General features: G+C 23.0%; 19 protein-coding genes. 7 read left to right on the top strand and 12 right to left on the bottom strand.

What is annotated here, in order from left to right; translation table 11 throughout:
- Positions 1-9: 9 nt before the first annotated feature.
- The 6 genes from rsgA to NQK76_RS00650 all read left to right on the top strand — a co-directional run bounded on the left by rsgA (position 10) and on the right by NQK76_RS00650 (position 7,353).
- Complete coding sequence (gene rsgA, locus NQK76_RS00675; RefSeq protein ID WP_255872619.1) at positions 10-912, top strand: ribosome small subunit-dependent GTPase A; 903 nt, start codon at positions 10-12, stop codon at positions 910-912.
- Positions 913-1,321: 409 nt separating this feature from the next.
- Positions 1,322-3,139, top strand: a complete 1,818-nt coding sequence (lepA, locus tag NQK76_RS00670) for a translation elongation factor 4 (protein WP_213680290.1) — start codon at positions 1,322-1,324, stop codon at positions 3,137-3,139.
- A gap of 81 nt (positions 3,140-3,220) precedes the next feature.
- A complete protein-coding gene (locus NQK76_RS00665; protein WP_004995386.1) occupies positions 3,221-4,522 on the top strand; it encodes an ABC transporter ATP-binding protein in 1,302 nt (433 codons plus the stop codon).
- Positions 4,523-4,529: 7 nt separating this feature from the next.
- Positions 4,530-5,372, top strand: coding sequence for an ABC transporter permease (locus NQK76_RS00660; protein WP_004995383.1), 843 nt, complete (start codon positions 4,530-4,532; stop codon positions 5,370-5,372).
- A gap of 2 nt (positions 5,373-5,374) precedes the next feature.
- The gene (locus NQK76_RS00655) at positions 5,375-6,166 is read left to right on the top strand and encodes an ABC transporter permease (protein WP_004995381.1); all 792 of its coding nucleotides are present in this window, start codon (positions 5,375-5,377) and stop codon (positions 6,164-6,166) included.
- Positions 6,163-7,353, top strand: coding sequence for an ABC transporter substrate-binding protein (locus tag NQK76_RS00650; protein ID WP_004995377.1), 1,191 nt, complete (start codon positions 6,163-6,165; stop codon positions 7,351-7,353). The genes NQK76_RS00655 and NQK76_RS00650 overlap by 4 nt, the downstream gene beginning before the upstream one ends.
- 59 nt (positions 7,354-7,412) lie before the next feature.
- On the opposite strand, the gene NQK76_RS00645 is transcribed toward NQK76_RS00650, so the two are convergent.
- The 9 genes from NQK76_RS00645 to NQK76_RS00605 form a co-directional block, all read right to left on the bottom strand.
- Positions 7,413-8,045 (bottom strand): lambda-exonuclease family protein, encoded by a 633-nt coding sequence (locus tag NQK76_RS00645; protein ID WP_054598465.1) that lies wholly within the window; start codon positions 8,043-8,045, stop codon positions 7,413-7,415.
- Positions 8,046-8,107: 62 nt separating this feature from the next.
- Positions 8,108-8,887: a TatD family hydrolase gene (locus NQK76_RS00640; RefSeq protein ID WP_004995334.1), complete on the bottom strand. Its 780-nt coding sequence runs from the start codon at positions 8,885-8,887 to the stop codon at positions 8,108-8,110.
- Positions 8,888-9,591: 704 nt separating this feature from the next.
- Positions 9,592-10,977, bottom strand: a complete 1,386-nt coding sequence (lpdA, locus tag NQK76_RS00635) for a dihydrolipoyl dehydrogenase (RefSeq protein WP_054598464.1) — start codon at positions 10,975-10,977, stop codon at positions 9,592-9,594.
- A 215-nt stretch (positions 10,978-11,192) separates the two neighbouring features.
- Positions 11,193-11,933, bottom strand: a complete 741-nt coding sequence (locus NQK76_RS00630; protein ID WP_255872617.1) for a dihydrolipoamide acetyltransferase family protein — start codon at positions 11,931-11,933, stop codon at positions 11,193-11,195.
- Positions 11,934-11,977: 44 nt separating this feature from the next.
- Positions 11,978-12,244, bottom strand: a complete 267-nt coding sequence (locus NQK76_RS00625) for a biotin/lipoyl-containing protein (RefSeq protein ID WP_004995315.1) — start codon at positions 12,242-12,244, stop codon at positions 11,978-11,980.
- Positions 12,245-12,354: 110 nt separating this feature from the next.
- Complete coding sequence (locus tag NQK76_RS00620) at positions 12,355-13,347, bottom strand: alpha-ketoacid dehydrogenase subunit beta (protein ID WP_004995314.1); 993 nt, start codon at positions 13,345-13,347, stop codon at positions 12,355-12,357.
- A gap of 4 nt (positions 13,348-13,351) precedes the next feature.
- Positions 13,352-14,464: a pyruvate dehydrogenase (acetyl-transferring) E1 component subunit alpha gene (pdhA, locus tag NQK76_RS00615; protein ID WP_370659222.1), complete on the bottom strand. Its 1,113-nt coding sequence runs from the start codon at positions 14,462-14,464 to the stop codon at positions 13,352-13,354.
- Between the two features lie 70 nt (positions 14,465-14,534).
- Positions 14,535-15,872 (bottom strand): pyruvate kinase, encoded by a 1,338-nt coding sequence (gene pyk, locus NQK76_RS00610; RefSeq protein ID WP_004995312.1) that lies wholly within the window; start codon positions 15,870-15,872, stop codon positions 14,535-14,537.
- Positions 15,873-16,177: 305 nt separating this feature from the next.
- The gene (locus tag NQK76_RS00605; RefSeq protein WP_193622181.1) at positions 16,178-16,963 is read right to left on the bottom strand and encodes a YitT family protein; all 786 of its coding nucleotides are present in this window, start codon (positions 16,961-16,963) and stop codon (positions 16,178-16,180) included.
- Between the two features lie 1,099 nt (positions 16,964-18,062).
- Between NQK76_RS00605 and NQK76_RS00600 the strand changes: the two genes are divergently transcribed.
- Positions 18,063-19,724 carry a DEAD/DEAH box helicase gene (locus tag NQK76_RS00600; protein ID WP_255872616.1) on the top strand — a complete coding sequence of 554 codons (1,662 nt, stop codon included), beginning with the start codon at positions 18,063-18,065 and terminating at the stop codon, positions 19,722-19,724.
- Positions 19,725-19,892: 168 nt separating this feature from the next.
- Here NQK76_RS00600 and NQK76_RS00595 read toward each other — a convergent pair whose 3' ends face one another.
- The 3 genes from NQK76_RS00595 to NQK76_RS00585 form a co-directional block, all read right to left on the bottom strand.
- Positions 19,893-23,180, bottom strand: a complete 3,288-nt coding sequence (locus tag NQK76_RS00595) for an ATP-binding protein (protein ID WP_255872613.1) — start codon at positions 23,178-23,180, stop codon at positions 19,893-19,895.
- 1 nt (position 23,181) lies between these two features.
- On the bottom strand, positions 23,182-23,796 hold the full coding sequence (locus NQK76_RS00590) for a DUF4194 domain-containing protein (protein ID WP_004995303.1): 615 nt from the start codon (positions 23,794-23,796) through the stop codon (positions 23,182-23,184).
- 101 nt (positions 23,797-23,897) lie between these two features.
- The gene (locus NQK76_RS00585) at positions 23,898-24,680 is read right to left on the bottom strand and encodes an HAD-IIB family hydrolase (RefSeq protein WP_255872611.1); all 783 of its coding nucleotides are present in this window, start codon (positions 24,678-24,680) and stop codon (positions 23,898-23,900) included.
- Positions 24,681-25,240: the final 560 nt, after the last annotated feature.

The following is a 25,240-nucleotide window of genomic DNA, read 5'->3' as shown; positions in this document are numbered from 1 at the left end:
CTTTATATTGTGTATAAAGGAATTATTATTAAAAACTTAATTACTAAGTATGTCGTTATCGATTTATTACAAAAAAATACTATAATTGCTCAACCTAAAGGTAAAATGGAAAATTTTAATAAAAAACATAAAACAACCAAATCTTTATACCATTGCCCTATTAAAATCGGAGATGTAGTAGAATATGAATCAAAACAAAACAAATTTTTTATTATTAATGTGCAAAAACGTAAAAACGAATTAGAAAGACCGAATATAGCCAATATTGATCAAGTACTATTAATCTTTTCTTTAACTGAACCTACAATAGATTTTAAGTTATTAGATAAATTTTTAATTATTTTACAAAAGTTAAATATTAAAATAATTTTAATTTTAACTAAAAAAGATTTAATAACTAAAGAAGAACTTAAATGTATTCAACCTCAATTATCATATTATGAAAAATGGTATTCTGTAATATATATTAATGCTAAACAAAAAAATACTATAAATTCTATAATTAAAACATTAAAAAATAGAACAACTATTTTAGCAGGGCAAACTGGTGTGGGTAAATCCACTTTATTTAATAATTTAACCTCTCTTAATGTGAAAACTCAATCGATTTCTATGCATTCACTTAAAGGAAAACATACAACAACTAGTTCCCAATTATATATGTGCCATCAAGGTTATTTAGCGGATACACCTGGTTTTTCTAAGTTAAAACTATCAAATTTAAAAAATCATGAAATTAAAAATTTTTACCCAGATTTTTGCTCTATATCTGAACAATGTTTTTTCGGAAATAATTGTTTACATATAGAAGAAAAACAATGTAAAATCATAGAAAATTATCAAAAAGGATTAATTACTAAAAGTAGATACCTTAATTATGTTTCTTTAGTTAGACAAAATAAAAATAAATAATATAATTCCAATAAAAAAAATAGCTTTTATATTAAATTAACAATTATCATAAATAAACTAAAAATTCAATAAATAAGATCACTTATCAATATTAAAAAAAATATATTAAAACATAAACATAAATTTTTCGAAAAATAATTTATTTTTTATCATTATTTAGTAAATAAAAAGATTTTTTTAATATATTAATAATTATTAACTAAAATATAAATTAAAAAATATAAAAAATCTCAAAATTTATAATAAAAAAATGTTAATATAGTAAGCCAAATTAATAAAAATTTAAAATCTAATTTATCTATATAAATTTTTTTTATTGTATAATACTAAATACGTAATTACACCAATAACATAAAAAAATTCTTAATGATTATATAAATGATAAAGAAAGTCGATTGTATAAAAAAGCATGGATTTTGATAAAATCAAACAAAGACAAAAACAAATAAGAAATTTTTCTATTATTGCACATATAGATCATGGTAAATCTACTTTAGCTGATAGAATTTTAGAAATAACAAATACTATTAAAAAACACGAAATGAAACCTCAATTTTTAGATTCAATGGCTTTAGAACAAGAAAGGGGGATAACTATAAAATTAAACGCTATTCAAATAAAATATCATAATTTGCAAAAACAAGAATATATTATGCATTTAATTGACACGCCAGGTCACAGCGATTTTAGATATGAAGTTTCACGTTCGTTAGCAGCATGCGAAGGAGCATTATTAGTAGTAGATGCTACTCAAGGAATACAATCTCAAACTGTATCAAATCTAGAATTAGCTTTAGAAAATAAACTTATAATTATACCTGTCATAAATAAAATAGACGCACCAAACGCTAATATACCTAAAATTCAACAAGAAATTCAAAATCTTCTAAAAATCGATATAAATTCAATTATATTAGCTAGCGGGAAAACAGGTGCAGGAATTCAAGATGTTTTAGAAACAATTATAAAAAAAATTCCTTATCCTAAAGGAGACCCTGAAGCTCCCTTACAAGCTTTAATTTTTGATTCAAAATTTAATAATTATAAAGGAGTAATACCTCATATTAGAATAATTAACGGAACTATCCAAAAAGGAGATCGCATACGTTTTATAAAAAGTAAAGCTATTTATGAAGTTATCGAGGTAGGTACTTTTCAACCAAATCCCGTTATAAAACCATTTTTAACTACAGGAGATGTAGGTTATTTAACCGCTTTTATTAAAAATATTGATGACGTTAAAATAGGTGATACTATTACTTTAAACAAAAATATCCAAGTAAATGCTTTGCCAGGATATAAAGTTATTAACCCTGTAGTTTTTTGTGGATTTTACCCTGCCGAACATAAACAATATATTAATCTTCAAGAAGCATTACAAAAATTAAAATTAAATGATTCATCTTTAATTTATGAAAAATCTAATTCTAATATTTTAGGAATGGGGTTTCGAATTGGTTGCTTAGGTTTATTACATATGGATATTATTAAAGAAAGAATTATTCGAGAATTCAAAATCGAAGTAATTATTACTGCGCCTTCAGTCATTTTCCATGTTTACACCAAACAAAATCAAAAAATTATTATAGATAATCTACAAAAATGGCCTCAAAATCAAGCAATCGAAAAAATCGAAGAACCTTTTGTTAAAGCTTTTATAACGTGCCCAGAGCAATACATAGGTCCAGTAATGAAATTAACACAAAATAAAAGAGGTATTTTACAAAATATCAAATATTTAGAAAATCAAAATACAATCTTAACATATTTATTGCCTTTCAGTGAAATTATTTATGATTATTTTGATCAATTAAAATCTGCAACCAAAGGATATGCTGCTTTTGATTATCAAATGGAAAATTACTATCCAAGTAAATTAAAAAAAATGGATATTTTATTAAATTCTGAAATTGTTGATGCGTTGTCTTTAGTAGTACATGAAGATTTTGCCTATACTAAGGGTAAAATAATTTGTAATAAATTAAAAGAATTAATACCTAAACAAATGTTCGAAATAACAATTCAAGCGGCTCTTGGAAAAAAAATTATAACAAGAGAAAATATAAAAGCTTTAAGAAAAAATGTTACAGACAAATGTTATGGCGGAGACCATACTAGAAAAAAGAAATTATTAGAAAAACAAAAAGCTGGAAAAAAGAAAATGAGAGCTTTAGGAAAAGTAAAATTACCTCAACAAGCTTTTTTAGCTATTTTAGCAAATAAATGATAATAATATTTTTGGAAAAATTTATAAACCAATTAATTTTATTAGCTTGATTAGCATAAAAAAGGGGGGTAGATAATATATATGACTAATTTGATAGAACTAAAAAATATTACTAAAGTTATAAATAATCAAATAATTTTAAAAGATATTAATTTAAAAATTAAAACCAATGAATTTGTAACTATATTAGGGCCTTCAGGATGCGGTAAAACCACTATTTTAAAAATCATAGGAGGTTTTGATACTTGTAGTAGTGGAGATATTTTTTTTAAAAATAAAAGTATTTTAAATGTGCCCCCACACAAACGATTAATTAATACAGTATTTCAAAATTATTCCTTGTTTCCTCATTTGAATGTTTTAGAAAATATAGCTTTCGGTTTAAGAGTAAAAGATTTAAATTATGAAACTAAACAAAAAATAAAAAGCATTAATCGAATCACAGAGCAAAAAATTAATTTAATTAAAGAACAGTATAAACATAAAATAAAAATAATTCAAGATAGCTTCAATAAAAATTATTTACTTTCATGGTTGCCATTTTATAAAGAAAATCCTAAAATTAGACAATTAAAAATAGATTTAAAAGAAGAAATAAAAATTATTCAAAGCCAACAACAATTAATATTAAGCCAATTACATCAGAAATTATTATGCGCCATAACAAAAGAAGAATTTATTAAAAACAAAGTTTTACATTATCTAAAATTAGTGGGTTTACAAGGATTCGAAAATAGAAATATTTACCAATTATCCGGCGGTCAACAACAAAGAGTAGCTATCGCTAGAGCTTTAATAAATGAACCCGAAGTAGCTTTATTTGATGAACCTTTAGCAGCTTTAGATCTAAAATCAAGACAAGAAATGCAATACGAATTAAAAGAAATGCAAAAAATTTTCGGTATTACTTTTATAGTAGTAACGCATGATCAATCTGAAGCTTTAACTATGAGTGATAAAATAGTAGTTATAAAACAAGGTGCTATTCAACAAATAGGAAATCCTGAAGATATTTATAATGAACCAGCTAACAAATTTATAGCTCAATTCATTGGAGAATCTAATCTAATCTCCGGCATTATGAAAGATGATTTTGTAGTTTTATTCGATAATAAAGAATTCCGTTGTATAGATTATGGTTTTCGCAAAAATCAAATAGTCGATATAGTTATAAGACCAGAAGATATAGATATTGTTGATTATAAAGATGGTTTAATTACAGGTATAGTACATTCTATATCATTTAAAGGGGTTTATTGGGAAGTAATTATTCAGACTAAATATAGAAATTATTTAATTCATACTACCGATTTTATTGAAAAAAATACTAAAATAGGAATTTCTTTTAATCCAGAAGATATTCATATTATGGAAACATGGTAAATTTAAAATGAACAATATTTTTAAAAATAAATCCCATAAATTCTATAAATGGTTAGCTTTACCGTACTTAATTATTATATTTTTTTTAATTATTATGCCAATATTAATAATTTGTTTCGACTCAATCCAAGAATATGATGATACCAAAATTCTTAAAATTGTTTTCACCGTTAAATACTATTATAATTTTTACACTAATTTAAATTTTATTTACATAATAATAAGATCTATTGCTATTTCTATTATAGCTACTTTTTTTGTTATTATTATTACTTATCCATTAGCGTATTGTGTTGCCCAATTAAATCCTTTAATGCAACCTATTATAGTTCTATTAATTAACGGTACTATTTGGATTAATATGATTTTAAAAATACAAGCTTTAGTACAAATTTTATCTTTAACCGAAAAATTCTTCAAAATTAATATATTAGAAACTAACATAGCAATGTTTATTGGTTTTTTATATCTCTTTTTACCTTATATGTTTTTATCTATTTACCTAAATATTTCTAAAATAGATAAAGGTTTAATCGAAGCTGCAAAAGATTTAGGAGCCAATGAACAACAAATTTTTAAAAAAATTATTTTCCCTTTGTCATTACCTGGTATCATTACGGGAACTATTTTGATTTTATTACAAATAGTAACTAACATTATTGTACCGAAATATTTAGGACCTACTAATGTCATGGTAATAAGCGAATTAATAGAGAATAAAATTTTTTTAAATGATGAAACGAAAAGCGCTTGTGTTATAGCTATTAATTTAACCATCATGATGTTAATAATTTTAAAACTTTGTCCTAAAAATCAATATCAAAAATATAATAAAGGAGAAAAAACATAATTATGAAAATTAACCTAAAAAAAAATATGTTATACATATATTTAACAGCAATGTTAATTTTTATTTATCTCCCAATTATATCTTTAATAATTTTCTCTTTTAACGAAAATGAAGGTAGGATAGCCTCATTAATACATTTTAATAAATTCGGTTTTAAATGGTATCGAAAAATAACACAAGATGAATCCGTTAAAAAAGCCATAATAGTAACTTTAGAAATAGCTTTATTGTCTACCATTATATCAACTATAATCGGAACTTTAGCAGCCATTTCTTTAATGAATTATAATAAAAAATGGCAAAAAATAATTTTATCCACTAACCAATTTCCTATTATTATACCCGAAATAATAAATGCTTTATCTTTATTTGTTCTATTTAGTTTTATGAGGTTAAACAACGGTTTTTGGCGTATGTTATTATCGCATATTTCTTTTAGCGTCCCCTATGTATTAGTAACAATTTACAGTAAATGTTGTAATCTAGATGTAGATACGATTGAAGCAGCTTATGACTTAGGCGCTACACCATGGCAAACTTTAATTAAAATAATTTTACCTCAATTAAAAAATTCTATTATAGCTGGAGCAAGCATAGCATTTGCTTTATCTTTTGATGATTTTATTATTTCTTATTTTGCTGGAGGTTCTGATTTCCAAAATATCTCAGCTTATATATACAGTTTAAAAGGCACTATTAATCCTACTATTAACGCTTTATCGTCGCTTCTAATTTTATTTATCTTAGTAAAAATCATTTTTCATTGTCATTCTATAAAAAAAAATAAAATATGAGTACTAAGAAAAAAATAATAATTATAATATGGTGTCTATTTATAATTTTTATAGCAAATTTATATAGAATTACATATCACAACTCTGCTAAACAAAGTATAATATTATTTAATTGGGGCGAATATATTGATCCTAAAATTATTTCAGATTATAACAATAAATCAAATGATTTTGTGATTAAACAAAATTTTTTCTCATCTAACGAAATAGCTATCAATAAAATAAAAACAGGTGATGTTTATGATATTGCCATTTTAAGCGAATATGCTATAGAACAATTAAAAGATAATTATCTTAATAAAATAGATAAAAATAAATTAATTAATTATCCTGAATTAAACGAAAATTTTCAAAAAATCCAAAAAGATAAATTACCTATGAATATCAAAGAATACATTATTCCATATTTTTGGGGAAAACTAGGTTTTTTATATAATAAACAAAAAATTACTAAAGACCAAATCAGCAAACATTGGACACAATTATTACAAAATAATGATTATAAAGTAGCATTATATAATAACCCTTTTGAAGGAATATTTATTGGATTAAAAGCAACCCAAGGTAATATAAGCCAAGCTAATCCAACAGAAATTAATAAAGCTAAAAATTGGTTATTAAATTTAAAACAAAAAAATAAAAATTTATTTTTTGTTACAGATCAAATTTTAGATAATATGCGTATAGCAAATCAAGAACGTTACGATATAGCTGTTACTTATTCAGGAGATGCTAGATATCTAATGCAGCAAAATCCGAATCTTGAATATTATGATTTCAATGATCACGAAAATAATATTTATCAAACAAATATTTGGGTAGATAGTTTAGTTTTACCCAAAGGTAGTAATACTAAAGGAGCATATGATTTTATCAATTTTTTATTAAAAAATGATAATCTCAAACAAAACACTTCTTTTGTAGGATATGATTCTCCTTACCAAAACATAAACGAAAATAATAACTCATTAAAAATAAATATAAACGACAAAGACAATATATATAAATATAATGTCCAAACTAAAAAACAAATCAATGATGCTTGGAATGAAGTTTATGCCTATCCTAGGCCACAAGATAAATATTTATTATTATTATGTTTTTTAATTATCATAATTTGTCTAATAATAAAATTCAAAATAAATTGGCCTAAAAATAATAAATTTTTAATCAATAAATATAAATAAATTAAAAAAAATAATCTCTAAAATTTTAATATAAAAATCAAAATTATATTTTTAATTTTTTATAATTTTAAAGATTCCTTAATTTTTTTTAAATCACCCAATTTTTTCAAAATTTGCTTCGCTTCATTAAATAATTTGTAAAAATTAAAACATTTATTATACATATTATTAATAAACTCTAAATCTTTATAAACTTCTATAACTTTAGAATGTTGATAAGTATAATATACCAAAAAAAAAGCTTTATCCGCATTAGAACAATAAAGTTGAGCTTGAATTTGCGCATAATAAAATTTTGGTATTTTATCATTTAAAAAAAATTCTTTCCAAGAAGCAGTATCGCAGGAAATAGGACATTTAATCTCTAAAATACTTCGAGATTCAGAATTCCAACCATCTAAAGAAGCAGACATAAATTGTTTTACAAAAACAGCTGGAACAAAATTCATTTGACGAACTGAATTAAAAAAAAATCTAGCTTCAGGTTCTAAACGACGTCCACGACGCATAGCTTCATTTACTTCTATTTTCTCTTGGAATAATTTTCTTTTAAATAATAACTTAACACTTTCAAAAGGATTTAAACCCATGATAGCGGCTACTTCAGAAGCATTAATATAATTATTTCTATGTTCATGCCAAGATATAGAATCTTGTTGAATATCTATTAATTTACTTGAATCATCTGACATATAAAAATTAATATCCTTCTCTTTTATAAACTTAAACAAATAGTAACCTCTAAAATTGATAATTATAATTTATCAATTAAAAAAAGATTTTTAGCGTTCTGAGTTGTTTGTTGAACGACATCAGAAAAACTTATTTGTCGTAAAAAAGCAATTTTTTCAGCAATAATTTTTAAATAAGCAGGTTCATTACGTTGTGTTTTTTCCAAAGGAAAAGGTGTTAAAAACGGAGAATCAGTCTCTAATAATATTTTTTCTAATGGTATTTTTTGAGCTATTTCATGAGCTATCAAAGCTTTATTATAAGTAACAATACCACCAATACCTACATAAAACCCCAAATCAACAGCCTTTTGGGCCTCTTCTAAATTATTAACTAAACAATGAAAAACCCCTTTAATTTTATTTTTATAAGGCAATAAAATTTTATAAACTTCTTCGAAAGCTTCTCTGGCGTGCAAAATAACAGGTAAATTATATTTAATTGCCAAATCTAATTGAATTTGTAAATTTTTTTTTTGAATAGGTAAAGAAGTTTTATCCCTATATAAATCAATACCAATCTCACCTACTGCTACAACTTGTGGCAATCTTAAATATTGTTGAATAGTCATAGGATCTTCATCATGCCAATAACAAGGATGTATACCGACTGCAATTTTAATGCATTCATATTCTAAAGCTAAATGAAAAGCCTTAGCATTAGTTTTAGAATCTAAACCTGGAACAACAAAATATTTAATTCCTTGATGATGTGCTTTAGCGATAACTTCGTTTAAATCCCCTTCATAGTCATTTAAATTCAAGTGCGTATGAGTATCAATTAATAACATATTTTTAATCACAACACTCCCATTCCCTTGTTTTGCAAATTAAAAAATAATACAAAACTCACCAAATATAAATTTTTATAATATTTAAAATAATATTTAAAATTAAACTTAACAAAAATAAACCGATCATCCCCAAAAAGATCCAATGCCTAATATTTTGTTAAAATTAACTTTTGTAAATGCGATATAAAAAATTTAAACGTTCCGATATTTATTGTTTAAAATATTTCAATCTAAAAAAATATAATTTCGAGTTTTTCCAATATTTATATTAACAATATATATAATAATTATACAAATTAAATTTTATGTTTAAATAAATCTAAATTATTATAATCAAATAAATTTTTTGGTAAAGTTATCTCATCAGTTTATAATTTTAAAAACCAACAGTAATCCTTTTAAATTTCTATTTATAAAACAATTTCATAAAATCAATCTTTCAACTTATACCACGGATAATTAATAATATTTTATTTAAAAAATAATTCGCTGATATATAATGAAATATTAACAAAAATATATTATAAAATTTTTATATGAATTGAATTTATTATAAACAATTTTTTTCAAGAAATTTAATAAATAAACCTGATAATATTAAAATGACTTAAATAAACATTATAATTCTTAAAAATTATTACTATTTAAATTATTCAGGAGGGATTTATTAATCCCCTAAAAATATAAAAATTATTTTAAAAAACATTTATCATTTATAAATGAATAGGTTTATCAACGGCCCCTAAAAAAGTTTCTAAATTTAATTCTGCTAAGGTAGGATGTGGATGAATTACTTCCATAGCATCATATGCTGTGCCATTAAATGCCATTAAAGTACCGCTTTCAGTAATTAATTCTGTAGCATTATAAGCATAAATATGCATACCTAAAATTTTAAGTGTATCTTTTTCAACAATTAACTTGGCAAAACCTTCTAAATCGCCATCAGCATGAGCTTTACCTATAGCTTGAACGGGCATTTTGGATATTTTATAATTTAAATTACGTTCTTTAGCTTGTTGTTCTGTGCAGCCAATAGAAGCTATTTCAGGAAAACTATAAATACACGATGGAACATGTTCATAATTAATAGGTTTTATTTTATCCTGTAAATTTAAAGCGTGATGTGTAGCTATAATACCTTCGTGACTTGCAACATGAGCTAACATATATTTACCATTAACATCTCCAATAGCATATACATCCGGTATAGACGTTTGTAAAAAATTATCAGTTAAAATGCCATTTCTATCCATAGTTAATTTCAATTTATCCAAACCTATTAAATTTGGTTTGGTTCCCACAGCCATCAAAATAATATCTGTTGTATCGTGATATATTTTTTGTTGATATTCATAATAAACAATATTTTTATCAATTTTAATTACATTAGCTTCTGTCATAATCTTAATATTAGCATTTTTAAGATTTTTAGTATAAGCGGTTATAATATCACTATCCATAGAACTTATAATGGATTTTTGTTTTTCCAAAATAATTACTTCAGCTCCAAATTTATTAAAGATAGTCGCAAATTCGACGCCTATCACTCCTCCACCTATAATAATTATTTTTTTAGGAAAAGTCTCTAATTGCACTAATTCTTTACTAGTATACAAATATTTATCCAAATACGATTCTTTAGCGCCAGGTATAGGAGGTATAAAAGCATGAGAACCGGTTGCTATAATCAGTTTTTTAGTATGCAAAATTTGATTATCTACAACCACTTGATAAGCATTTACAACTTCTGCTACACCTGAATAAAAATCAATTAATTTATTTTTTTTTAAAAGGAAAGCTATACCATTAGTTAAATTTTGAACAATTTTATCTTTACGTTGTAAAATAGATTTCCAATCGAAAGATATTTCACCTATATTATTCAATCCAAATTTACTAGCATTTTTGCATAAATCCCAAACTTTAGCACTTTTTAAAAAAGCTTTTGTAGGTATACAACCATAATTTAAACAAATACCACCTACTTTATGTTTCTCGATTAAAGCTACTTTAGCACCTAATTGAGCAGCTTTAATAGCCGATACATAACCGCCTGGCCCTCCACCTATAACTAAAATATCATATATTTGTTGCATATCATTAAAAACTCGCTTTACAATTAAAAATAATTTTTTTTGTTTAAATAAATTTAAAAAATCCATTAACGACTATTAACTTGATATTATCATAAAATTAAAAATTACAAAAACATACAAACTGGGATTTTTTTAAAAAATTATTAATTTTATAATTCATAAAATCAAAATAAATTTTGTAAAAATTAATAAAAATAAAATATATTAAATATTTTTTATTCAATTAAATCCGATGGGTTGTTAAATAAATCTTTAAAAGCATTTAAAAATCTAGATGCTATACCACCATCTATAATACGATGATCAAAACTTAAAGATAAAGGTAACATATAAGCTTTTCCGATATTACCATCTTCTAAAACAATAGGTTTTAATTTCATTAAACCCATACCTAAAATAGCTACTTGAGGAAAATAAATCACGGGAGTGCCATAAGAAACTCCAAAAGTACCCCAATTACTTAAAGTAAAAGTTCCATCATTAATATCTTTATAAACTAATTTTTTATCACGAGTACGCTGAGATAAATCTTGAATCGATTCTGCAATCTTCCAAATATTTAAACTATCAGTGTCTTTAATATTAGGAACAATTAAACCGTCATCAGTATCTACAGCTATACCCAAATTAATATATTTTTTAATTATAATTTCGTCCTTTTGATCATCAAAAGTAGAATTGAAAATAGGAAATTTTATTAATAATTTAACTAAAGCTTTGGCAACAAAAGCTAAATAAGTAAGTTTTATGGTTGATGTTGGATTTTGCGATTTCAAATCTTTTCTCAAATCCACAACTTTATTCATATTAAATTCTTCCATTAAAGTAACATCTGGAATAATAGCTTTGGCGATAGACATTTGCTTTGCTATAGTTTTACGTAAATTAGAAATTTTCTTAACTTCGATTTTTTCAAGATCTTTAACTGTGTTATTTTTTTTATCTAAATCTTGCATATATTTTTATCCCTTTTATATTGTTTATTTTATAAATATTATATTTATTCTTTAACTTCTATCTCTATAACAGCTAAAACCTGATCTAACTCTACTTGATCAGAAGGAGAACATTTTATTTCTAAAATAACACCATCTACAGGAGATAATAATGTATCAGATAATTTATCATTTTCAATTTCGAATAATCCTTGACCTTCTTTAACTATATCTCCAACTTTACAAAGGCATTTGGTAATAGTTCCTTCGTGTAAACCTTCACCTAAATCATGAAATTTAAATTCATATTTTTGTATTTTTTTATGTTCCATAATAAATAAACCTACTTTTTTTCTTGAATTTTTTTATATAAATATAACTATAATAATTTCTCTTTTATATTATAAAGAAAACAAAATACTAATAATAATTAAAGTTAGAATTATTTATTCAATTTATTAAACATCTTTTTAATATAATAAATAATTTTAGCAGGATTTAAAATTTGATGATATTCTCCTCTAGCTAAAGGAGTTATAATATCATAACCAGTAATACGAATAGGAGCAACTTTTAAAGCATCGAATGCATATTCATTTATTAAAGTAATTATTTCTCCTGCTGGACCATAAGTTTTAGTAGCTTCATGAGCTACTACTAATCTACCAGTTTTTTTAACAGATTGAATAATAGTTTCTTGATCTATAGGAGTAATACTTCTTAAATCGATTAATTCCACAGAAATATTATTTTGTTCTAAAGATTCAATAGCGGTTTGAATAACCGGAATAGCAGATGACCACCCTACTACAGTCACATCAGAACCTTCTTTAACTACTCGAGCTTTACCAATTTCTATTTCATAAGGTTCTACAGGAACTTCTTCTCTACGGGAACGATATAAAACTTTTGGTTCTAAAAAAATTACAGGATCATTAGATTTAATAGCGGATAGTAATAACCCTTTAGCGTCAATAGGATTAGAAGGCACTACTACATGCAATCCTGGGAAAGAAGCTAACATACCCTCAATGGATTCAGAATGATGTTCTAAAGCTTTAATATTTCCTTGTATTGTAGTTCGAACTACCATAGGAACTGTAAATTTTCCACGAGTACGATTACGTAATCTAACAGCATGACAAAATAGATCTTGTAAAGCTGGAAAAATAAAACCTTCAAATTGTATTTCTGCTATAGGACGGAAACCAGCTAAAGCTAATCCTATACCGCTACCTAAAATACTAGATTCTGAAATAGGGGTATTAAAAACTTTTGAAGATCCGTATTTACTATACAAACCTTTAAGAACTCTAAAAACACCACCTAAATTTTCTACATCTTCCCCGAATAAAACCACTTTTGGGATATTTTCTAAGGCATAATCTAAAGTATGATTAATAGCTTCTAACATATTCATTTTCATAAAAGCCATAATTTTATTTCCCTTCTTCTGTTGATTTTAAAAATGATTCATAATCATGCAACTGCATTTTTAATTGAGGAGTCATTGTTTCATAAGTATGTTCGAAAACCTCTTTCGGTTCAACTATATTAGCATAAGTTAAAATACGTTTATGAGCTTCTTTAATTTTATCAATCACATTTTGTTTAATTTTATTTATCAATTCATCTGTTAAAATATTTTTATTTATTAAATATTTTTGAAATCTTGAAATAGGTTCTTTTTTAAACCATTCTTCTTCTTCAGACTTAGAACGATATAAAGAAGGATTATCATTAGTAGTATGCCCTAATAAACGATATGTATATAATTCTAATAAAGAAGGACCATTACCATTTCTCGCAGATTCAATAAAATGTTTTGCAGCGGTATAAACCGCTAAAATATCATTACCATCAACTCTTATTCCAGGTATACCAAAAGCAATAGCTTTTTGGGCTAAACTTTCAGCATAACAAGCTACTTTTCTAGGTGTAGAAATAGCATATTGATTATTTTGAATAGCGACTACTAAAGGAACTTGAAAAACCGCTGCATAATTTAAACCTGCCGCAAATTCTTCGCTTGCAGTACCGCCATCTCCTATAGTTGCTATTGTAACATCTCTTTTATTATCTAATTTACTAGCTAAGGCTAATCCGGCACCTATATTAATAGAACTACCGATAATAATATTAACAGGTAAAATACGTTTTTGAGCTTCTATTGCTGAACCTCGTTCGTTACCATACCAATAAAGTAAAATATTTTCTACAGAAACGCCACGATACAAAAACATACCTAAATCACGAAAATAAGGAGAAATCCAATCGTTATCCGCGCAAGCTGCTGCAATACCTATTTGACAAGCTTCATGACCTGTATTCAAAACATAAGAAAGCATTCGTCCTTGACGCTGATATTGAAAAGCTGCTGTATCAGTCTCTCTAGTGAAAACCATAAATTCATAAATTTTTAACAATTCTTCATTTGATAAATTAGGCTCAAACTCAGAATTAATTACAAAACCTTGTTCATCTAAAACTTGCAACATAGGTTTTTGTTCTACATTATACAAAAAATCATCTATTTTTTTTGACAAAATTATAACTCCTTTATTTTTTTAATTTTAAACCACTTATATTAAACCTTGAATAAATTACACAAAAAACCTCGAATTATCTAATCAAAATTTGAGATAAATTAACTTCAATTAATTGGTTGGTTTCTATTTTGTAATCAATAATTTTTTGTTTTAATTCATCAGAATTCAAAACCGGTATAACACCGAAATACAAAGACAACCAAGATGCTTCTTTAATATTATCAACTATAGCTAGTATTGGTACTGCAGAATGGAACTTCGAAATGATACAAGCATCTATAAAACTATTTACTAAAATAGCTTTAGTATCTGTAATATTAGCTAACTCAATAGCACCTAATAAAAATTTTTCTCGCCAAGCTTTAGGTTCATAATAATTTAAAAAAACATCATAATCTAAAAATTTTTCCGCACTTTTATTAATATTATACATATATTGAACAGATTCTACAGGATAATTACCTGAAGCACTTTCGCCAGATAACATAGTAGCGCTTGTACCTTCTCGAACCGCATTGAAAACATCTGAAATTTCAGCTTTAGTTGGACGAGGATTTTTTTGCATAGATTCTAACATTTGAGTAGCTACAATTACCAATTTACCTTTTTGAAGACATTTATCAATAATTTCACTTTGATATAACGGAACTAAAGTGCCATCAACCTCAATACCCAAATCACCTCTAGCAACCATAACACCATCCGCAATAGATGAAATTTCATCTATATGATCAATACCTTCTTGATTTTCTATTTTAGCAATAATTTTAATATTATCACATTTATTCAATTCCAAAAGATCTCTAATATCTTGTATATCTTGAGCACTACGAACAAAAGAAGCTGCAATATAATCATAATTTTGTTCAATAGCAAACAAAATATCTTGTTTATCTTTTTTTGATAAAAAAGGGATATTTAATTTAACACCAGGAACATTAACACCTCTACGAGATTTAACTAAATGACTATTTTGAGCTTTCGTAATTAATTCTTTCTTAAGATTATCTTTTTCGATAACTTGTAAAGATAAGTAACCATCGTCAATGTTAATAAAATCGCCTATATTTAGTTCATTATAAAAATTAGGATAAGTTACAGAGAAAATTTCACTATTACCTAAAACTTCCGTTGAAGCAATTCTCACTAAAGAATCCTTTTGTATTAAAACATCACCATCAAAATTATGAGTTCTAATTTCGGGACCTTTAGTATCTAACATTAACGCTACATATCTGTTTAATTCTTGATTAATAGCTCTAATAATAGAAATTATTTTTTTACTCATATCATAATCAGCATGAGAAAAATTAAATCTAGCAACATTTAAACCGCTCAAAATCATTTTTTTCAAAACTGCTTCAGAATAACATGAAGGCCCTAAAGTGCAAATAATTTTTGTTTTATTCATAAATAACTATATCCCGCTTTACTCCAATTTAAATTTAATTTTAAAATTGATTTAAAATTTAAAATTTTGTATTAAAAATTTTAAACACAATTATGATTAAAAACCGATCGTTACTTTAATAATTCAATAAAAATTAAAATTACTACTATATTATAAATCTTTTTTTATTATTTGCAAATCTATTTAAATAGTATATTCTTAAAAAAATAAAAATACTTTACAAAAATTATTTCTAACTAAATATTAACTAACAATCATAATTTAATAAATAATTAATATGATGACATTTAACATAAATTTTTTTATTATTGAAATAAAGAAATTAAATTAACCACCAATATTAAAATTACAAAAGAAAAAAAATATTTAGTAATAATAAAATTTCTCATATATTTATAACGTAATAAATCTATCCAAAAAGAAATAAATATAATAATTCCATCTATAAAAAACAAAATATAACGCAAATTAAAATTAAATTTTTGATTTAATAGTAAAAATATAATATCAGTGCCACCAGTAGAAGAACCACTAGAAAAAATTAAACCACAACCAATCCCTATACATAAACTTATAATTAAAGAAATAATTGAAAGTTTTAAAACATGATTTTTTTTAATACAAACAGGAAATAAATTGATAAAAAAACTTTTATTTATAGAACATTTAGACAAAAATTTAATAGACCAAGTAAACACTAAATTAAATAAAATAGTAGTAAATAAAAAAAAGAAAGTATTAGGTAACCAAAAACCGCATAAAAACATAATAATTAAACGAGAAATTATAATACCTAAAGGATTGCTAAAAAAATAATTTTGTTTATTTTCCGAACGATTGTAAAAAAAAACTTTATCTAAAAAAAGTAAATTACTTTCTAAACCACCGACTATAAATTCTTCAGATAAAATAAAAAAATAAACACTAAAAATCAATAATAACAAGCCTAATATAATTTTCAAAATTAAATATATATATAAAAAAAACATATCTTTTAACATCGATTTATAAAAAAAAGATAAACATAACATAATCAAACTAAAAATACATAAACTAACAATAATTTGTATAAATTTACTATTTTTTTTCATTTAAATATATTCAAAACCTACCTTTCTTTTACGTAAATTAATAATTAGATTACTAAAATTATTCGTGTTATGGCCAAAATAATTAAACCATAAATCAATATTCTATTTTTTTATCAAGATACTAAAAAACTAATAAATAAATACAAAAGTGACTAATATTAAAAAATATTAGTCACTAAAATGCCTATTTTATTGAAAATTAAATAAAATATATAAAAATAAATTTAATTTTACAATTTATCATCAAAAATATATAAGAATAATAAAAAAATGTATTATTTTTAAAAAATAAATTAATTCAATACATAGCGTAAAATTAAAAATATACTTATATAAAAATCTAAAACAAAATATATTTAACACAAATTAATCGTATCCGATTAAAAAAAATTATTATCAAATAATATTGAAAATAATTCATTTTTAACTAGTAACATAAAGCTATATTAATTTCAAAGCTACTTTTTATCGTAACTGAAAAAAACAAAAAATGCAAATATTATACATAAATGATACTAAAAAACATTAAATCAGTTTTAAATATAATTTAATTATTTTCCTTATAATTTTAAAAGTTCTTTATAATTTTAAAAATAATTAAAAATAACCTTAAAATAATGCAAAATAAACAGTTCATATTATTAAAAAATATTTAAAGAATATATTAAGAAAAATAGTAAATCATTATTGTTTATAAAATTACAAATTAGAAAATTTAAATTTTTAAATTATAATGTGCAACACAATTATAAATTTTACGTCTGATTTTTATCGATATTTATTCATAAAATTTATTAATTTATATATTTTAAAAATAATTGTTAATATGTTTATAGATTTATAAATTTTTAATATATTAATCAATTATAGAAAACCATAAATTATTTTAAATAATAAAAAAATCTCATAATTTACATTATTTAAAATAATTTAAAATAAATAGAATTAATTCGTAGCTAAAATAAAATATTAATATTTTATTAATTCAATATTTTAAATCATTTTTAGTTAATTATAATTAATCTATAAAGACAAATAAATGTTAATAATAAATAGAAATATATAATGTTAACATAAATCAAAAAGGATTGCTTTTTTTATGTTACTGAACAAAATACAAAAACAGCTTACTGATAAAATTATTAAAGTTTTTGATAACCAACAAACTACTTTACTTGTAGCTCCAACAGGCTCAGGAAAAACAATTATGTTTTCTTTTATTTTAAAACATTTTTTTCAAATAAAATCAATTGAAAAAGCTTGTGTGTTAGTTCATAGAGACGAATTAATGCAACAAAATAAAAAAGCTTTTGAAACTATTACTTCAAATATTACAACATGTTATTTTAATGCAAAAATTAAAAAATGGGATTCTCAAGTAATTTTTGCCATGGTACAAACTTTAGCTAAAAATCTTCCTGAAAATCCTAATATAGATATGTTAATAATAGACGAAGCACATCATTCTGCAGCAAATACTTATAAAATAATTATTGATCATTTTTTGAAATACAATCCTAGTTGTAAAATTCTTGGTGTAACAGCTACTCCTATAAGAGGTGATAAAAAAAAATTAAAAGAAATTTTTCCAGAAATTACAGCCCAAATTACAATCAAAGAATTAATTAAAGCAGGGTTATTAGTGAAACCAGAAGTGTTTATTAGAGATGTCGGTATTAAAGAAAAAATATATAATTTATATCAAAAAAATCAAGAATATGATTTAAATAAAGTGGCAGCAATTATAAATACAACTGTTATTAATTCAGAAGTAATTTCTTATTGGAAAAAATATGCTCAAAATCGTCAAACTGTAATTTTTTGCGCCAATATTAAACATGCTTACGATATTACAGAAACATTTCAAAAAGCCGGAATTAAGGCTCAATTAATTACAGGACATTATAATATCGAAAAACGAAACATTATCTTAAAAAATTTTGATCAAGAAAAAATTCAAGTTATTATCAACGTTAATGTGCTAACAGAAGGATGGGATTGTCAAATTGTTTCCTGTGTAGTGTTATTACGCCCAAGTTCTTTTAAATCTACCATCGAACAAATGATTGGTCGCGGTTTAAGACTTGTTAACCATACAAAATATCCTCATATTACCAAAAAAGATTGTATTGTATTAGATTTTGGTACATCTATCCAAAATAATCCTAATTTATTCGAATATTTATCTCCATATGATTCCAAAAAGAAAAAAAAATTAACTCAACAGAATTCCAATAATATATCATTAAATACAAGAGAACCAAAAACAATACAGTTCACTAAAGATATTAAAATGAAAAAATATGATATATTAAAAAATTCAAATTTTGAATGGTATGATCTCACAAACAAAGGAAAGCATTATATAGCAGGGTTTCATGCTTGGGCTTATATAACTAATTATAAAGATTTTTATATAGCTATAGGAGGAAAAAAAGAACCAAAAACAGCTAAATGTTTATTTAAAGGAAACGAAGATAATTGTTTTGCTATCGCTAATGATTGGTTAAATTTACACGAAAACGATAAATCGTCTTATAAAACTCAATACTGGAATAAACATCATTATACACCAAAACAACATAATTATTTATTACGTTTATTAAAATTAAGACAAAAAAACCAAAAAATTAACTTCTCTATCTTATGTAATCAAGAAAAAATAAAAAATATGAACAAATACCAAATGTCTAGAATAATAACTTTTCTCATTAAATATAACGAAATTAAAAAAATAATATTCAAAATCATAAAACCTTAAAATTAATACTAAACTTATAATTGTAACTAAATATAAACTAAAAATTAAAAAAATATAAATTAATTGATTTTAGAAAATGAAAAAATAACCTATTAATAATAAATAAGATATCAAATCGTAAAAATTACTAAAAATTTAACAAATTATTCATTTTAAAAAAATAAACACCTAAAAATTCAATACATTTCTTGTAAAATTTTCGACAACCACATGATTATTATCTTTAATAATAATCAAATTAGTTTGTACATAAGGAGAAATATCTACAATTCTTTGCGGCGGGATAGCCATAATAAATTGAATCTTTAAAGAATTAAAAAAGCACATCATACCTTCTATTCTGGCTTCATCCATATTATTAAAAGCTTCATCAAACAAAACTAAACAACCTTGATTATTTTGTGAACTAGTTATCAATTGTTCAAAACAAATAGACATAATAATATAAAAAGGTACTTGAGTCTCTCCTCCAGATTTTTCACGAAAAATTTTTGAAAACAAAGAATAATTATTATTAATATCTTTAATTTGAATATCATAAGTCATATAGTTACGGTAATCTAAAAAAGATTCTGCTATATCCTCATAACCTTCCTCAAAAGAAATTATTTTATCAAATAATTCTTCTAATAAAGTATTTTCGCACATTAATCCTCTTTCTAATAACTCATTCTGAGATTCATTATTTTCATAACTAGAAATCACATCATAATACTTTTTATAATCAGGGTCATTAGAAGGTTTAATAAGTATTTGATAACTATCATTACCAAAAGGTCTATCATTTAATAATTTATTTAATTTGTGAATTTGTTGTTTAGTATTATCTATACTTTCTTTTAGTTTATTAATAAACTCTTCTTTAAAAATTATTTCTGTTTTATGAGTTAATTCTTTAGCTTCTTGTTCATAAGATGATAAATTTTGAGAATTAATAGAATGATATTCTTGGTAAAAATATTCCAAATTTTCTAATTTAGCTTCAATATGAGAAATGTTATATGTTTTTAAATAAAGCTGCATTTTATTCATTAACTCTATTTGTTGAGTTAATTTTTGTTGTTCTATATTTTTTAAATAATCATTAACTTTACTTAAAATTAATTCGTAATTATCATTATATTTTTGACAATAATTGTATAAATGTATATTAATTTTATCTTCTATAGCAGGAGAATTAATTTTATTCTTTAAAATATCTAATTTTTGATTTAATTCTGATAAAGTAACTCTTACCTTTATATTTTCAGATTCATAATGATGCAAATTATTCTTTAATTCCGCCATTTTAAATAAAATTTGTTCTAATTGTTCATTATTATTTTTCTTTTGTTCCATCAAAGAAACTAAATTATCTTCTACACATTGAAATCTTAAATCGGAATTTAATTCATTTATTTGTTTATAAATTTTTTTTATTTTATCTTTAATAGAAAATAATTCTGAATATAAATTAAAATTATCAGAACTTAAAATATTAGCTAATTGACTTTTATTCAATAAATTAAGAATTTCTTGATATTTAGATAATTCACTTTTATGTTGGAATATCAAAGATTTAGATTTTTGAATTTCTGACAAAAACAAATTTTCACGCATCTTAATAGAATTATTACCGATATATGGGAATTGATAAAGTTTTGGATTAATTTTTCTTAAAGTATATTGGCTATACACTAAACAATCAGGAGTAATAGCTGTTTTGTGTTTTTTTAAATTTAAAAAATCTAACTCGCATATAATATTAGATAAAAGTAAACGAATATATTTCAAAGCGTTTTGATTACTAGAAGATATTTTAGTAGATAAACTATTAGCATTATCTTTTATTAAAGGTATTTGTGCTACATTAACTAATCCTATGTCATAAAAATTATTATCTAAAGATTGCGGTAAATTTCTATATATTTTTAATGCCTGATCAAAATAATTTTCTTCTATTAACAAATTAAATTTTCTATTTCCCAAAAAACCTTCTATAGCATTTCTCCATAAATTATCATTAATATCTATTAATTCGCATAAAGGATAAATAAATACTGACAAATTATAAAAATCACTTAATTTTTGATTTAAAATTTCAATTAATTTCTGTATGTGCCTAGGATAAACAGATCTAACAGAAGAAAGAACACGACAATCATTTTCTTTTTCGGAAATTTTTTTCTGTAAATCTAAAATAATTTTATTAAAATCATTTTTTTGTATATTAAAATTAATTATTTCTTTTGATATAAATACAGATAGCTTCTCCAAAATAATCTTTAATCTCGGTAAACTTAATTTCATTTCAGAAAACTCTAAGTTCAAAAAATTACTTATAAAATTAATACTATCTTTATCGATTTCAAATAAAAATAAATCTTGTAACTGTTTTAAATTGGTTAATTCTTGATTAATCTGACTTTGAAATAAATTAATTTTGTTATTTAAGTTTTTTTCAATATTTTGATAAAATACTAAATCTTTTTGCAAATTATTTAAAAATAAATTTTTATCATTAGATTTTAAAACTGCTAATTCATTATTTAAATTTTCTATAGTTAAATTAATTTTTTCTTTCTTAAATAATAATTTTTTTAAACTTAATTCATCCGCTTCTTTCTTAGACTGATAATAATTAAAATAAAAATGATTTTTTTTAATTTGTATTTGATATAAAAGGCATTGATAAGTTTGAATTTGGTCTTTTAAATGAATAAATTTTTTATCAGCATCTATAATATTAGTTAAATGAAATAATTTATTTTTTTCAAATTCTATTTGAAGTTCTAATTTTTTTAATTGTTTAAAACTATTTTTTAAACTAGAAATATTTACAGGATTAGGCTCTAATAAAAATTCAAAAACAAAATTTTGTAAATTAAGTGGTTTAAAAGCTAAAGCTTTAGGTAACATTTGAATATATTTAGTTATATTAATATTTAAATAATTACTTATAGCGTTTTGATATTGCTTTTTAGTATCAAAAAAATTAAAATTAGGAATATATTGGCGTAAAAAAAGAAGAAGTTGTTTTTGTGTTTTTGGTTGATTATCCTCTACACACATACCATTAATAAATTGAATATTTTCTATAAAATAAAATTTTTCTTTTAAATTACTACTACGAGAAAGTTCTAAAACGCATCCGAAAATACTATATTTTTTATTAACATTATCATAAAATTCTAATAAAATATGCGTAATTACATCTTGATCCCTTAAAAATTCTTTATTTTCGGCTCCGATTTTACAACGCATATAACTTTCCAAAGAACGTTTAGCATTAACATTTGCTGCTATGTTAAATTTTACATGATTGCGTTCCCCTATTAAAACATATTGCAAAGCATCTAACAAAGTGGATTTACCAGAACCATTTTCCCCGGAAACCAAAGTATTAGACTCAATATCAATAATCTGAAAAGAAAAAAAATGCCAATTAACTAATTGTATTTTTGTTAATTTTTTCATTTTAATTAGTCACATTCGTAGTAAATAATTCTTGGTAATATTGCAGCATACCTAAATTAATTAAATATAAAATAGTAGGATAAATGCGGATAATTAAATCATTAGGTAGATAATGATTATAATCAGAAAAATCAATAATGTTATACTGTTTAAATAAAAGTAAAGAATTTTTTATTTTTTCTTTTGTTAGTTTATGCATCTCAGTATATCCAATACTTTTTAATTCAAGATAAATATCTTGTAAATAAATTTCCACTTTATGATTTAAAGGCACTAATTCTTTCTTTTTTTGGAATAAAATCCTAAATAAAAATAACAATAAACTTTCTTCTTTTTTAATTCTTAATTTATTTAATTGTTGAACATTTTTAATAAAAATAACTTCATCATGTTTTTGAATTTCTAATTCAAAATCTATTAATTTTAAAAAAGAAATAAACATTTCTTGATGTAATAAAATAAATCTATAATCATTTAAATCAGAATTTTTTTGAGAAGTTAAATAATTAACTTGAAACAATTTATTAACAATACGAGAAAAAATCTCTTTTTCTTTTTCTTTCAAGACTTTAAATTTTTGAAAAAATATTTGCAACTCTTGTGTTTTTTGATCCATAATCCCTTTTTCCTAAAAAACTTTTTCATTAAAAATCTAAAATATAAACTTTATTAAACGTTATAAATTTAAATAAATAAAATAAAATTTTCTATTAAAATTTATATAAGTATATTTTTTTGAAAAAAATCATATAATTGATCTGCATCGATATGTGGAGCTATAAATTTAGCTACTTCTTTAGTGCGAGGATATAAACTATTACCCATAGCTATACCAATATCTGCATAAGATAACATTTCAACATCATTACTACCATCTCCTATACAAATTAATTGATAATCAGGATATTTGGATTTAACTTTAGCAATACCATAATATTTATTTACATAATTAACAGTTAAATCTACATGATTTTGCCAAAAACATACATTTAAAAAATTTAAATTATTCATAAAATTTCTAATTTTTTTAACATCCGAACCTAAAGCAACCATAAAATATATCTTAGACATAAATTTTAAATCATAAACCAAATCATAATTTAATTCTTTTTGATAATAATTCACCAAAGATAAATCAGATAAATTAGGATTATATAAAATTACTTCTTTATCAACATTAACACCGGCTAATAAAATATTAAAAGATTTAATTTTATTAACAAAACACTCAATATATTCCCGAGGAATAGGATTTTCATCAATAATACCATCAATTTTAGATATAGTTACAGCGCCATTCATAATTACAAAATATTGGAAACAAGATATTAAATCTCCCAGAACGTTTAAATTACGATAATTCCTACCCGTAGCAATCCCTAAAATAATATCAGGTTTATTTGCCAAGTCTAAAATTAATTTTTTCGTTTGTGGCAAAATTATTTTTTTATCGTTATGATAAAGAGTTTGATCTATATCAAAAAAATATATTCTTTTCATCTCATATTATCGTCCTAATTCTTGTTTTTATAATCACTAAAAATAAAAATTTACTAAAAATATAAATAAAATTTAAAACAAAATCGTTGCGTTGTATCAAGCATTAAAATAATCCAAAATTATAATAAATACTAATATAACAATAGAAAAAAATTTTAAATTACTTAAATATAAGTTATTTTATAAAATTTTGATAATAATATAAAAATAAAAATCTAAAAATTGTTATATTATTTGTAATTTTAAAAAAACAGAGTAAGATTATTTTAACAAAATTATAAAAAAAACTCATCTAAATATGTTTGATTAGATAATTACAAAACAAAAAATTTTAAATTTTTTTTAATTTATTTATGCTAAAATAGATTTATGTTGGAGATATTTCGGGAATAAAAATTCCTATAAAATAATCTAAACATTAAAACTATTCGCAATTCCATGAATTTCATTTACATATAAAAATTTTTCATTTTTAAAATAAAATATTTATTTGCAAATAAAATTGCTTTCTTGATAGCCGCTAAACATTATAATAAAATATTAAGCGAAATACTAAAATA

It is taken from the genome of Candidatus Phytoplasma australasiaticum subsp. ipomoeae (genome assembly GCF_024425275.1).
Classification (GTDB): Bacteria; Bacillota_I; Bacilli_A; order Acholeplasmatales; family Acholeplasmataceae; genus Phytoplasma; species Phytoplasma australasiaticum.
This window is presented reverse-complemented; position numbering and strand designations above follow the sequence as displayed.